The sequence below is a fragment of the Streptomyces sp. NPDC004134 genome (assembly GCF_042874195.1).
Lineage (GTDB): Bacteria > Actinomycetota > Actinomycetes > Streptomycetales > Streptomycetaceae > Streptomyces.
The window spans coordinates 152,436-165,057 of the sequence record NZ_JBIAMS010000007.1; the positions used below are offsets into that span (position 1 = coordinate 152,436).

Here is a 12,622-nt window from a genome sequence, read left to right on the forward strand (position 1 = left end):
CGTCTGGTTGAGTTAATTCTTGTGAGGGAGGGCTGTCAAGAGTCCTCGCCGGGGGCACCCGACGGGTCCGTCCCATCGGCGCCACCGGGCCGGTTCTCCTCCATGAGATGCCGGCTGACCTCCGCCGACGTCAGCCCCAGCCCGCCCAGCGTGATCTCGTCCCACGCCTGCAACCTGCGCGTACTCCGGTCGAGATAGAGCACCGACGCGCTCACCTTCTCCGGTGCCTCCTCCTCCACCGCGCGCAGCCCGCCGCCGCCCGCCGAGCCCTCGACCATCAGCCGCGTACCCTCCGGCAGATCGTGCTGCTTGCGGTGGTGGCGGTGGCCGGCGAGCGCCAGCGGCACCAGGCCGTCGACCTGCTCCAGTGCCACCGGGTTGTGCGCGACGGCCAGGTCCGCGGGCCGGCCCCGGTCCCGTAGCCCGGCGAGGGCCGCGGCCAGCCGCCTGCCCGCCGCCGACTCCGCGGGGTCGCCGGCCGCGGCGACGGAGCGGTCGGGGGTGAACTGCGGATCGCCGATCCCCGCGATCCGCACCCCCGCCACCACCACCGACTCGCCGTCGTCCACGACCCGCGCGTTCTTCTGCCGCTCGACGGCGGCCTGGGTGGCGAGCGAGTCGTGGTTCCCGCGGACCCACACGTACGGGACGCCGAGTGTGGCGATCGGGTCGAGATAGACGTTCTCCGCCTCCGAGCCGTGGTCCATCGTGTCGCCGGTGTCGATGACGGCGTCCAGCTCGTACTGGTCGACCAGGGAGCGGATGATGCCCCAGGCGGCCGGGTTGAGGTGCATGTCGGAGACGTGCAGGAAGCGGACGGTGGAGGGGTCGGGGCGGTACGCGGGCAGGGTGGACGCGGCGTCGTACAGCTTGCTGACGTTGGTCACCAGACGGGCCAGCTCCTGCTGGTACACGTCGAACTCGGTGACGATGCTGCGCGCGTCGCCGATGACGCTGGGCGCGCTGGTCAGCAGCCCGGAGTACTTCGGCTCCAGCACGGACTTGGGGTTCCACGTCGCGAACGCGGCGGCGCCGGACGCGGCGAGCAGCGCGAGCGCCAGCCCGCCGGCGGCCAGCGCCCGGCGCGGCGTGCGGTAGACGGCGAGCCCGAGCGCGGTCGCCCCGACGAGGGCGGCGCCCCCGGAGCGTACGCCCAGATCGAACGTGCTCCGCCGGATGTCGGCGGCCACCTCGTCCTCCAGCCCGGAGAACTCCTCGGGGTGCGCGACGAGCGCGCGGGAGCGGTCCGGGTCGAGCCGCTCGACCTCGACGTCGAGGCGGAGGGGGGCGTCGTGGCTGTCCATGTCGATGGCGCCGAGCGGCGAGACGCTGATCCGGGTGTCGCCGGTGACGCTCGGCGTGAGCGCCATCCGGGTGTCCATCGGCCCGACCGACGTCTCGACCCCGCCGACGACGAGCAGCCCGAGCCCGGCCCCGACGACCGTGACGGCGGCGAGGCCGAGGGCGCGCGCGTACGGGTGGGGGCGCTGGACGAGAGACGACTCGACCCGGCGCCGCCGGGGCGCGCGCGGCGGGCGCGCCCGCCGCGCTCCGCGCGCCCGGTCGGCCAGACGCCGGACGGCGGCGGGGAGGCGGCGGACACGGGCGGGGGCGCGGCGGAGCCGCTCGAACAGGGCGCGGACGGGCGAGACCGCAAAAGGCACTTCGCGGGCCATTCGCAACGTATGCCCGGTGTGACCCGTCAGTATTCAGCGGCCTGAAGCAGAATGGGCCATGTGCTGGACATGTCGAACGAGGAGTTCGAGGAACTGGTCGCGCAGGCGCTCGACCGGATCCCGGCGGAGCTGACCCGCCTGATGGACAACGTCGCCGTCTTCGTCGAACCCGAGCCGCCGCCGGACGACCCCGGGCTGCTCGGCCTCTACGAGGGCACGCCGCTGACGGAGCGCGGCGAGTGGTACGCGGGGGTGCTGCCGGACCGGATCACGATCTACCGCGGGCCGACGCTGCGGATGTGCGAGTCGCGGGAGGACGTGGTGGCGGAGACGGAGATCACGGTGGTCCACGAGATCGCCCACCACTTCGGCATCGACGACGACAGACTGCACGCCTTGGGCTACGGCTGAGGAAGCCGCCGCGGGGGCGGCGCGCGTGCGGCGACGATGCAACTCACCGTGCGGGACGGGGTGATGACCGCGGTCCGCCGGGAGCGTGGGGCCGCGTGCCCGTACGCATCGGAGAGACCGGGGCGGCCCGGGGAGCGGAACCCCGGCGGCGAGGAACTGACCGCCCGCCTCGCCCACTGGCCGGCCGGGGGCGGACGTGAGCCGGACCTTGGCCGGCTGTGAGCCCACGCGCCCGCGCCGCGCCCGCGCCGCGCCCCCGCGCCGCGGGGGGCGGAGCCCGGCGGGTTCGGCTGCTGCTCGACGGCCCACCGCTCCCGTGTGGCCGCTGGGCCGTCCACCGGTGCCCGGCTGTACGGGCCGCGCGGCCGTGGTGGTGGCGGCGGTGGCGGCGGTCAGGCGGAGGGGAGTTGGGGGGAGGAGCCGCCGGCGCCGGCGGCCGTGCCGCCGCCGGTCGTGTCGTCGTCGGTGGGCGTCGGGGTCGGTGTCGGTGTGGGGGTCGGCGTCGGGTCCGGGGCCGTGGCGGTCGGGGACGGGGTCGTCGGCTGGGGGCGGGGGCGCGGGGTGGTGGGCTGCGGGGGGTCCGGGGTGCCGATGGTGCCGCCCGCGTCGGCGGGTTCGCCGGCGCGGGGGGACGGCGACGCCGGGTCGGCCTCGCCGCCGCTCTTCCGGCCCGTAGCGGAGGGGTCCTTCTCGTCGCCGTCGCGCTCCCCGGCGGCGCCCCCGGCGCCGCCCGCCTCGCCGGTGCCGGTGCCGCCGGCCGCGGCGGACGGTGCGTCGTTGACCCGTACGCCGCCGTCGGGCTCGGTGCCGCTGCGGCCCGAGCCGGGGTCGGGGGCGCCGGGCCTGCCGGAGCCGGAGACGGTCATGCACCCGCCGAGCGCCAGCACCGCCAGCGTGGCGGCTGAGATCCGCAGGGCGGCACGGGCTGTCGGCTCAGGCATGGGGAGCCCCTTTCAGGACGTGTCGTACGCTCAACTCCCCAGCGCCCGCGGAGGACACGGGGCGCGTCGCGGGGCGCACCGACCGGCGCGTAGCCGATCCGCGCGCCGTGGGAGCCACCCCGCGAGCCGTGCCCGCGGAACGGATTTGCCAGCCGGCCCACCGGGTGCGTACTCTGGTAGATCGTTTGATCCCATTTGCCCGGCGCCCCACCGAAGCGCGCCGTGTGTGGCGCGTTCCCTTCCCTGCCGTGGCAGACCGCAAGAGGCGGTCCATGTAAATCCGCCACGGAGTCGTGGCGCGTGCCGACGACTGCGGAAGGCTTTTACTCGTTCATGTCTGAAACCCCTGTGCTCGCCCCTGCCCTCGACGAGGCGGAGACGCCCGAGGTGACCGAGATCACCGAGGCGATCGAGACCACCGAGACCACCGAGACCACCGAGACGACCGAGACGACCGAGACCACCGACACCGACGACGCCACCGTCACCGAGGAAACCGCCGTCACCGGCGAGGCCGCCGTCACCGAGGAAACCGCCGTCACCGGCGACGCCCCGGAGGCCGCCGCGCCGACCTTCGGCGACCTCGGCCTGCCCCGCGGCGTCGTGGCCAAGCTCGCGGACTACGGGGTCACCACCCCGTTCCCGATCCAGGCCGCCACCATCCCCGACGCCCTCGCGGGCCGTGACGTCCTCGGCCGCGGCCGTACCGGCTCCGGCAAGACCCTCTCCTTCGGCCTGCCGCTGCTCGCGACCCTCGCCGGCGGCCACACCGACCCCAAGCGCCCCCGCGGCCTCATCCTCACCCCGACGCGCGAGCTGGCGATGCAGGTTGCCGACGCGCTCCAGCCGTACGGCGACGTGCTGCGGCTGTCGATGAAGGTCGTCTGCGGCGGTACGTCCATGGGCCGCCAGATCGGCGCGCTGGAGCGCGGCGTCGACGTGCTCGTCGCCACCCCCGGCCGGCTGCGCGACATCATCGACCGCGGCGCCTGCTCCCTGGACCGGGTGCAGATCACCGTCCTCGACGAGGCCGACCAGATGGCCGACCTGGGCTTCCTGCCCGAGGTCACCGAGCTGCTCGACCAGGTGCCGCCGGGCGGCCAGCGGATGCTGTTCTCCGCGACGCTGGACAAGGGCGTCGGCACGCTCGTCAAGCGCTATCTCGTCGACCCGGTCAGCCACGAGGTGGACCCGTCGGCGGGCGCGGTGACGACGATGACGCACCACGTGCTCGTCGTGAAGCCGCGCGACAAGGCGCCCGTCACGGCCGCCATCGCGGCGCGCAAGGGCCGCACCATCGTCTTCGTACGCACCCAGCTCGGCGCCGACCGCGTCGCCGACCAGCTCCGCGAGACCGGCGTACGCGCCGCCGCGCTGCACGGCGGCATGACGCAGGGCGCCCGTACGCACACGCTGGCGGACTTCAAGGACGGCCGGGTGCACGCGCTGGTGGCGACGGACGTCGCCGCGCGCGGCATCCACGTCGACGGCATCGACCTGGTGCTGAACGTCGACCCGGCCGGCGACCACAAGGACTACCTGCACCGCGCCGGCCGTACGGCCCGCGCGGGCGAGTCCGGCACGGTCGTCTCCCTCGCGCTGCCGCACCAGCGCCGCACGGTCTTCCGCCTGCTGGAGGACGCGGCGGTGGACGCCTCGCGGCACATCATCAGCGGGCGCGGGGCGTTCGACCCGGACGTGGCGCGGATCACCGGCGCGCGCTCGATCGACGAGGTGCAGGCGGACTCGGCCGCCCAGGCGGCCACGGCTGCGGAGCGGGACGTGACGCAGTTGGAGGCCCAGTTGGAGCGGGCCCGCAAGCACGCGGTGGACCTGCGCGCGGAGGCGACGCGGCTGGCGACGCGCGCGGGCGTGACGCCGGAGCAGCCGGCGGAGCCGGTGGCGCAGGACGAGGCGCCGGCGGAGCCGCGGGCGGAGGAGGGCGCGTACGAGGCCCGTACGGACCGCTCCGACCGGGGCGACCGCTCCGAGCGCCCGTACAACCGCACCGGCACCCGGCCCGACCGCCGGGAGCAGCGCTTCCGCTCGTTCGACAGGTCGGGGGACACGCGCCGCAACGACCGGGACGGCAGGGACTACCGCGAGCCGCGGGAGACCCGCGACTACCGCGCCGACCGCCGCGACGACCGCTCCTACGACCGCCGGGACGACCGTCGCGACGACCGTCCGTCGTACGACCGCCGCGACGACCGTTCGTACGGCACCCGTGAGCCCCGCTCGTACGACCGCCGGGACACCCGCCGCGACGACCGCGGCACCCGCCCGTACGACCGCGGCACCCGCTCCTACCCCCGCCGCGACGACCGCGGCGCCGCGCGCCCCTACGACCGCGACAACCACCGCCCCTACGAGCGCCGCGAGTCCGCCGACCGCTCCCGCTTCGGCGGCGACCGCCCGGCCGGCCGCGACCGCCGCGACGGCCGCCCGTACAGCCACGACCGCCGCACCACGGACGACCGGCGTACGGACAAGCCCCGCTGGAAGCGCCAGGACCGCAACAACCGCAAGGGCTGACATCCACCGCATGCGGGCCCCCTCCCCCGGGAGGGGGCCCGCACGCGTTCGCGCCCTCTTGCCGGAACTGCGCGTAGATGCATTGTCACAGCGGGTTGTTAGGCTGTGCGAGCGCAATGCCTCGAGGGGCCCCACACCCTCCGCCAGGAGAAATCCCGTCGGTTCTCACCCAGGAGGGAAACCTTGGCCCGTCACGCTCTCTTACGTTTCTCCCTCCCCGGCGACCACGCCAATGCCGTGGAGGTCCGCTACGAGGCGGACACGGGCAGGTGGCAACTCGTCGTCGCCGACGCGGACACCCCGACCGCGACGCGCACGATGACCGAGACGTACGCGAACCCCTGGGGCCAGCACGTCGCCGTCGTCCACGACGATCCCGCCGACCGCATCCGCCTTTACACACATGGGGAACTCGCCGCCGAGCCTCCCCTCCCCGACTCCGCCACCTGGCCCGCCACCACCGGCCTCCAACTCGGCCGCGCCGGCACCACCACCGGCTGGACCGACCCCATGACGGCCGCGGTCGACGAACTCCGGACCTACACCGGAGTCCTCTCCGGCAGCGACCTGACCTTCATCAGCGTTCCCAGGGAGGACCCGGCGTCTGACCGCCTCCCACCCGCGGCCCCTCCCACCCCAGGGAGGGGCCGCGCCCCGCCCGCCAGGGGATATCCGCTCGGGGGCACGCCGGGGTCCGGGCTATGCTGGCCGGGCGGGCCGCTAGCTCAATTGGCAGAGCACCGGACTTTTAATCCGTTGGTTGTGGGTTCGAGTCCCACGCGGCCTACCGCTTGAGCCCAGGTCAGCGCGCATATGCCCTGGGCTCTCCTGCGTTTTTGGCCGGTCGGAGATCGATTGCCGGCCCACTGCTGGCCCGAACGTCCCGAGATCGCACGTTTGGCCGCGCCACCCGTAGAGGCCAGGCATACAGCCCTGTGCGCGCGTTCTCCGCGTGCGAAGAACACAGATATTGACAAACCCCTGCAGGTCGAACTCGCCTCCACCTCCACCTCCGCTTGCGCGGGAAGCATGCGGGTCACGTCACCCACGCGAAGATCACCATGGGGCCAACCCCGCGGGCGCAGGGAGCACCGCAGGCCACCCGACCACGGACACTTCAAAGAGGGACCAACCCCGCGGGCGCGGGGAGCACGACGTTCCCGGTGATCATCGGGCCCATGCGGCGGGACCAACCCCGCGGGCGCGGGGAGCACTCCACGACGAGCAGCTCCAGGCCGCCGATCTGGGGACCAACCCCGCGGGCGCGGGGAGCACGCCGGGTTCGAGGGGCTGGTGCGGTCGCTGTTGGGACCAACCCCGCGGGCGCGGGGAGCACGCCGAGCAGTCCGCGAGCAGCAGGAGCCGCTCGGGACCAACCCCGCGGGCGCGGGGAGCACGCCGCCGTCTTCGCGTCCCCGCCCCGCACGAGGGGACCAACCCCGCGGGCGCGGGGAGCACGCCTGTTGGTCCGCGTCAGGCTCTCCGCTGAAGGGACCAACCCCGCGGGCGCGGGGAGCACGCCGTCAACTTCCCCACCGAAATAGAGCAACGGGGACCAACCCCGCGGGCGCGGGGAGCACAAGGAAGCTCTTCCAGATGGGGCCCTTTCCCTGGGACCAACCCCGCGGGCGCGGGGAGCACACATGCGCATCCTCGGGAGCGTCTACCGACTCGGGACCAACCCCGCGGGCGCGGGGAGCACCCGAGCGGGCATGCGATGTGGAGGCGACGGAAGGGACCAACCCCGCGGGCGCGGGGAGCACCACCGACACCCCGGCAACGGCATCACGGGTGAAGGGACCAACCCCGCGGGCGCGGGGAGCACTCCCAGTCAAAGTCGAATGGCCCTGGCACGAGGGGACCAACCCCGCGGGCGCGGGGAGCACCGCGTCCCGAACAACCTCCAGGTCCACATGGCGGGACCAACCCCGCGGGCGCGGGGAGCACAGCACCCAGTCCGTGCGCGTCTGGCCGGAGGAGGGACCAACCCCGCGGGCGCGGGGAGCACGTGACGTTCACCAACACCGGGACGGGCGAGTCGGGACCAACCCCGCGGGCGCGGGGAGCACTCTGGCCGGTCGGTCAAGGAGTCCGGGCGGGAGGGACCAACCCCGCGGGCGCGGGGAGCACCTGGCGCTACAGTCCTTCACTGCCCGGGCTTCGGGACCAACCCCGCGGGCGCGGGGAGCACGGGGCCCGCACCGAGTCGGCCGGCCGGGAGTTGGGACCAACCCCGCGGGCGCGGGGAGCACAGACGCCCACGATCTCGCACTGAAGACCGCCGAGGACCAACCCCGCGGGCGCGGGGAGCACGATGGGAGCACGACCTGCCATCTTCCCGGCGCGGGACCAACCCCGCGGGCGCGGGGAGCACGGGACGTGGCAGCGCAAAGCCCGGTACCACTGGGGACCAACCCCGCGGGCGCGGGGAGCACGGGACGTGGCAGCGCAAAGCCCGGTACCACTGGGGACCAACCCCGCGGGCGCGGGGAGCACCGTGCCACCGCGGCCACGAGCCCGGAGTAGTCGGGACCAACCCCGCGGGCGCGGGGAGCACTGTGTGCAGCCAACGGCGTTGTACCCGGGTGAGGGACCAACCCCGCGGGCGCGGGGAGCACTACTGCCGGCTGAGCCTGCACCCCGGCCGCGAGGGACCAACCCCGCGGGCGCGGGGAGCACGCCTCCCGCTTCAGCGTCCCGGTGACCGTCCCGGGACCAACCCCGCGGGCGCGGGGAGCACCGGCGGGGCCAACTACGGGACGGAGCTGCATCGGGACCAACCCCGCGGGCGCGGGGAGCACTACCACTTGCCCTTGTAGCGGCCCAGGACGCCGGGACCAACCCCGCGGGCGCGGGGAGCACGTCTCGTGGTGCACCCCGAGTTCCCCGGCGTAGGGACCAGCCCCGCGGGCGCGGGGAGCACGCCGCCGCCCCGCGGGCTGTGCCGGGCGCAAAGGGACCAGCCCCGCGGGCGCGGGGAGCACGGTTGATGCGGGTTGCCATGCACTCGCCTTTCGGGACCAGCCCCGCGGGCGCGGGGAGCACTCTTCACGACCTGCGGTGATACTGCACCACGCTGGGGTTTCGCATGAGTTTTGAAGCTCTTCGCATCAGGGGCAAACGGGCTATAGCGGCCATGTAGGTTCTAGTGGCCGAAGCGGCGCCGTTTGGAGGCTTTGCTCCAGCCTTGGGTGCGGGTTGAAGGCTGGGGTGGGGCCGCTGGGCGGTGGATGAGGGTCAGGCCCTCGTGGTCCACGGGGTGCCATTTGTGGTCGTGGGTGAGGAATGTGAAGCCCTGTTCGTTGTTCGTGGTGTGGGCCAGTAAGGCTCGGCCCTGTCCTGCGTAGGTGCGTATCTCTTCCCAGAGGGTCTCTCGGATGCGTGCCGACGGATTGCCGATGAAGACGCAGGGGGAGATTTCAAGAAGCCATCGGGTGAGGAAGCCGCGTAGTCCTGCAGGGCAGTTCGTCAGCACGATGACGGTCACCAGTGCATCTCCTCGCCGTAGTTGTAGCCTGCGGCAACTTCTTGATCGCCGTCGGACTGCAGAGTGACCTTGTCGACGAGCGGGTCCTGGGTTTCGACGGTTGCCCTTGGCATCAACAGCAGTTTGATGTCTTCGACGCAGCGGTCGAGAAGTTGCGACCTGCGGATGTGCTCGCGCAGGGCGCGGCGGGTACGGGGGCCGATGTCTTGTTCGTCCTCGGCTGCGATGTCGAAGGCGAGGGGGATGCCGATCTCGGTCTTGTAGAGGTCGGCGATGTCGAGGACGAAGGACAGTTCGTGGCCGGAGTGGACGAAACCGAGGCCGGGACTGCATCCCAGGGCGGCGACGATGGCGTGGGAGATCCCGTACATGCACTGGGCGGCGGCGGTGACGGCCTGGTTGACGGGGTCGCCGCTCGTGAAGTCGCCCGGTGTGTAGCGTCTGCCGTGCCAGGGGACGTCTGTGCGCTCGGAGTTCGCCCGGTAGCAGGCTTTGACTCGGGTGCCTTCGTGGCCGAGGAGTTCCTGGCGCGTGAGACCGCTGGGGTCTTCGTCCGGAAACCGAAGCCGGTACATGGCGCGTGCGACTTGGAGTCGGGTGCGGCGGTTCGCCCACTGGGTGGCTTGGGCTTCTACGAGGGCTGAGGAGCGGGTGAGGGCGCGGCCGGCGGCGTAGTAGCGCACTCCGTGTTCGCCGATCCAGACGGCACCGGCGCCGGTGTCTCCGAGGAGGGCCATCGCCTGGTGGGTGATGCGCGTGCCGGGGCCGAGCAGGAGTGTGCCGATGGTGGCGGACGGGATGTGGGTGGTGCCTTCGGTGTCCGTCGCGGTGATCGCGCTGTCTTCGCGGTGGACTACGCAGCGTTCGAGGTAGACGAAGGACAGGCGGTCCTTGACGCGGGTCAGTTCCCGTGGGGAAGTGGCGCCGCGGCGGCCGATGGTGCTCATGCGGGTTACCCGGCGGGGGCGAGCGTCATCAGCCCGCAGCCGTATGCCTTGGCTTTTCCCAGGCCCTGGGTAAGGGTGCGCCGTAGGGCTTCGGGATCGGTCACGGTCAGCCGCCCGTCGTACGTGACCGTGGTTAGCTGGACGGGCGGACTTCCGGGCTTCTTGGTGAAGCGCAGGTTTCGCTTGTCACGGATGACGAGTTGCAGTTCGTCGCCCTCCGGCAGTACGCGCTTTTGCCGGGGTTTCTCTTGAATGGTGAATCCGGATTGTTCCTGGCGGGTGACGAGCCACGCAGTCTGATGCCGGGGTGTCATGTGCGCGGTGCGCTTGGTCGGCTCGTCGTCCTTGCGGCGGATGTGGTGCACCGGGTTGGCGGTGAGTCTGAAGTTCCAGGTGCTGTCCGCGGTGAGGCGGTTCAGGAACGTGCCGTAGTCGTAGGTCTGCCAGCCTGGGGTATCGGCTGTCGGCCAGCCGGCCTGTTCTACGAGGTGGGTCATGTCGGGGCGCGCGGGGCTGACGACGTAGAGGACGGTGTCGGCCGGGTTGTTTCGGTCGACGCGCCACAGGGGGCGAGGGCCGGTGCTGGTATGGGGTGGTGGGTCGGCGAAGGACATGGCGACGGCCGCGTGCAGTCTGTGCGGGGAGCCGAGCAGATGGCGGCCCTCGCGGCGGGCGGTGTTGAGGCGGAAGCGGGTCAGGAACATCAGAGCTGTCCGAGTCCGTGGGTGGGGTCGTGGGCAGGCACGTGCGCAGGCGCGGGGAGATCCGGTACCGGCACCGTTTCGGTGACCAGGTCGCGCAGCCCGTACTGGCGGTGGCGCGGGTCGTAGGTGATCGGCTGGTCGCGGAGGTGCTGCTCGGGTGCTTGGCCTGGCGGGCTGTCAAGCTGGAGCGCTAGACGGATACCGGGAACTGCCCGCTCGCGGTACGGCTGGGACGCCTGCCAGGGTGTTGTGCGTAGGGCCTGGGCGAGGTCGGTGTCCTGGTGAACGCCGAGGTCGATGGGGGATGAGGGTGGGCAGGAGCGGCGGCCGAGGTATGGCAGGAACGCCGGTTCGCGGACGGCTGCGTGCAACTGGTCGATGAGGTCGTGCTCGCCTTCGACGCCGGCGACGAAGACGGCGTCGGCGAGGTAATAGCGTTCCGACAAGGGCATGGCCTTGCCTGACAGCGGGTGGTGCGCTGTTTGGAAGTCTCTGATGCGTGTGCCGGGCTGGTCGGTGCGTACCCCGAAGCGCAGGGCGGCCAGGTCGGAGAGGTCGGCCTCGCGGGGACGGCCTTGAGCGGCGGCAAGCAGGCCGAGGACCCCGCTCTTGGTGGGCTGGTTCTCGGTGGTGCGGCGAGTGAAGCGGGCGGATGAGCCCCATGCCTGGAGCGGGCCTGCGAGCCGGAGCAGGAGCACGCTCACGCCCCGGACTCCAGCCGCTCGGCGACGGCCTGGCCGACCGCCTCGACCAGTTCTCCCAGCCGCATGCCGGGACCGAGTGGTACGAGCGCTTCGGTTTCCTGCCCCACCCGCATGATCCAGGTGTGGTCGGCGGCTGCCACACCGTATGCCCCTTCCAGTTCCGGCACGTAGGTGGCGAGCCGCTCGCAGGCGGTGCGCAGGAACCCGTCGTCGGAGGACGCAGGTACGACGGCCCGTTCGAAGGCGGCGACGAAGCTGATGGGCCTCTTGGTCCGCAGCTTGACGATCACCGCGCTCGGGAGCGTGTGATTGCCGAAGGTGTTGATCTTTCCCGTGGGCAGGGAGGTGACGAAGGCTTCGAGGAAGGCTTCGACCGCACGGCGCACCGGAGTCGTCGGTTCCTCGTCCTCGCGCAGTCCCGCGCCAAGATTGGTCTGCAGCAGATCGGCGTCGAGTGCCGCGTAGCGGTACAGAGTGGCGGAGTTGAAGTCGATGACACCCATCATTCCGGCGCCGGTCTCGGCTTCTTTGTTGCGATCGTCGACCGCGGTGTAGAAGTCCGATTCGTTGTCGACACGGTGCACGCTCAGGGCGTGTGCGACCTGGGTGGCGGCGTCGACGTTGAGATCGGTGGCATCGGCGACCATGCGACCGAACAGGGCGATGTCGACCGAGTGCCGGGTATCGACGAGCTGCTTGGCCCGCGCCTTGTTGCCCTTGTCCTTGAAGAACTCCTTGAGGAGTTTGATGTCGGCCTTGTCCGTGCTGCCTTCTGCCGTGAGGTGAGCCAGGGCGTCGAGTTGCGCGGCGCTGAGAAACATCAGGTACAGCGACTCCGGTGCCGGATCCGGTTCCCCTTCCTTCTGCTTGCGCTTGGGGACCTCGACTTTCGAACCGGTGGCAGTCCGGAGGGTCTCGGCCGCCAGCTCCTCCGCTTGTCCGCGGTCCAGCGAGGGGTCGAGATCCATGAGCCGTTCGCCGAGCGCCTCAGCGACCTTCTTGGTACGCACACCGCGCTCCAGCGGATCAAGCAGGTCGCCGAACTGCTCCCGAGTGGCCCGCTTCCACGCCTGGCTGGAGACACGGGCGCGCTGGACACCGCCATACGTCGCGGTCTTGGGCGAGCCGGTGTCGTCCCTGTTGAGGTTGCTGGGCGGCACTGTCTGCAGGATGTGGATATCGACAATCGTTCGGCTCACAATGCTGTGCTCCAATCG

General features: G+C 72.1%; 9 protein-coding genes, 1 tRNA gene, 1 pseudogene and 1 CRISPR repeat array. Of the genes and pseudogenes, 4 read left to right on the forward strand and 7 right to left on the reverse strand.

The window, feature by feature from the left end; genetic code table 11:
* Positions 1-35 precede the first annotated feature (35 nt).
* Positions 36-1,676: a metallophosphoesterase gene (locus ACFYVJ_RS12450; RefSeq protein ID WP_388889645.1), complete on the reverse strand. Its 1,641-nt coding sequence runs from the start codon at positions 1,674-1,676 to the stop codon at positions 36-38.
* 60 nt (positions 1,677-1,736) lie between these two features.
* On the opposite strand from ACFYVJ_RS12450, the gene ACFYVJ_RS12455 reads away from it, so the two are divergent.
* Entirely contained in the window at positions 1,737-2,087 is a 351-nt protein-coding gene (locus tag ACFYVJ_RS12455; RefSeq protein ID WP_186462007.1) for a metallopeptidase family protein, read from the forward strand.
* Between the two features lie 392 nt (positions 2,088-2,479).
* Here the strand turns inward: ACFYVJ_RS12455 and ACFYVJ_RS12460 are convergent, their stop codons facing one another.
* Positions 2,480-3,028 carry a hypothetical protein gene (locus ACFYVJ_RS12460; protein WP_388889647.1) on the reverse strand — a complete coding sequence of 183 codons (549 nt, stop codon included), beginning with the start codon at positions 3,026-3,028 and terminating at the stop codon, positions 2,480-2,482.
* A 333-nt stretch (positions 3,029-3,361) separates the two neighbouring features.
* Here ACFYVJ_RS12460 and ACFYVJ_RS12465 point away from each other — a divergent pair, with 333 nt between their 5' ends.
* The 3 genes and pseudogenes from ACFYVJ_RS12465 (at position 3,362) to ACFYVJ_RS12475 (ending at position 6,350) form a co-directional block, all read left to right on the forward strand.
* Positions 3,362-5,563, forward strand: a complete 2,202-nt coding sequence (locus ACFYVJ_RS12465) for a DEAD/DEAH box helicase (protein WP_388889649.1) — start codon at positions 3,362-3,364, stop codon at positions 5,561-5,563.
* Positions 5,564-5,668: 105 nt separating this feature from the next.
* Positions 5,669-6,118: pseudogene (locus tag ACFYVJ_RS12470) on the forward strand (LamG-like jellyroll fold domain-containing protein); the annotation flags it as partial.
* A 159-nt stretch (positions 6,119-6,277) separates the two neighbouring features.
* Positions 6,278-6,350: transfer RNA gene (locus ACFYVJ_RS12475), tRNA-Lys, on the forward strand.
* Between the two features lie 276 nt (positions 6,351-6,626).
* Positions 6,627-8,608: direct repeats of the CRISPR family, unit length 29 nt; unit sequence GGGACCAACCCCGCGGGCGCGGGGAGCAC.
* Between the two features lie 100 nt (positions 8,609-8,708).
* On the opposite strand, the gene cas2e is transcribed toward ACFYVJ_RS12475, so the two are convergent.
* From cas2e to cas7e, 5 genes are read right to left on the reverse strand one after another with little or no spacing between them, the layout of a single operon-like run.
* Positions 8,709-9,050 carry a type I-E CRISPR-associated endoribonuclease Cas2e gene (gene cas2e / locus ACFYVJ_RS12480; protein WP_388889652.1) on the reverse strand — a complete coding sequence of 114 codons (342 nt, stop codon included), beginning with the start codon at positions 9,048-9,050 and terminating at the stop codon, positions 8,709-8,711.
* Positions 9,047-9,997 (reverse strand): type I-E CRISPR-associated endonuclease Cas1e, encoded by a 951-nt coding sequence (gene cas1e, locus ACFYVJ_RS12485; RefSeq protein ID WP_388889654.1) that lies wholly within the window; start codon positions 9,995-9,997, stop codon positions 9,047-9,049. Before cas1e ends, cas2e begins: the two co-directional genes overlap by 4 nt.
* Before the next feature lie 5 nt (positions 9,998-10,002).
* Positions 10,003-10,701, reverse strand: a complete 699-nt coding sequence (cas6e, locus tag ACFYVJ_RS12490) for a type I-E CRISPR-associated protein Cas6/Cse3/CasE (protein ID WP_388889657.1) — start codon at positions 10,699-10,701, stop codon at positions 10,003-10,005.
* A complete protein-coding gene (gene cas5e / locus ACFYVJ_RS12495; protein ID WP_388889659.1) occupies positions 10,701-11,405 on the reverse strand; it encodes a type I-E CRISPR-associated protein Cas5/CasD in 705 nt (234 codons plus the stop codon). Before cas5e ends, cas6e begins: the two co-directional genes overlap by 1 nt.
* A complete protein-coding gene (gene cas7e, locus ACFYVJ_RS12500; protein ID WP_388889662.1) occupies positions 11,402-12,604 on the reverse strand; it encodes a type I-E CRISPR-associated protein Cas7/Cse4/CasC in 1,203 nt (400 codons plus the stop codon). The genes cas5e and cas7e overlap by 4 nt, the downstream gene beginning before the upstream one ends.
* Positions 12,605-12,622: the final 18 nt, after the last annotated feature.

Bases quoted from the DNA above. Each gene is read 5' to 3' on its own strand.
- ACFYVJ_RS12450 (WP_388889645.1), bottom strand. From the start codon at position 1,676: ATGGCCCGCGAAGTGCCTTTTGCGGTCTCGCCCGTCCGCGCCCTGTTC.
- ACFYVJ_RS12460 (WP_388889647.1), bottom strand. From the start codon at position 3,028: ATGCCTGAGCCGACAGCCCGTGCCGCCCTGCGGATCTCAGCCGCCACG.
- ACFYVJ_RS12465 (WP_388889649.1), top strand. From the start codon at position 3,362: ATGTCTGAAACCCCTGTGCTCGCCCCTGCCCTCGACGAGGCGGAGACG.
- cas1e (WP_388889654.1), bottom strand. From the start codon at position 9,997: ATGAGCACCATCGGCCGCCGCGGCGCCACTTCCCCACGGGAACTGACC.
- cas6e (WP_388889657.1), bottom strand. From the start codon at position 10,701: ATGTTCCTGACCCGCTTCCGCCTCAACACCGCCCGCCGCGAGGGCCGC.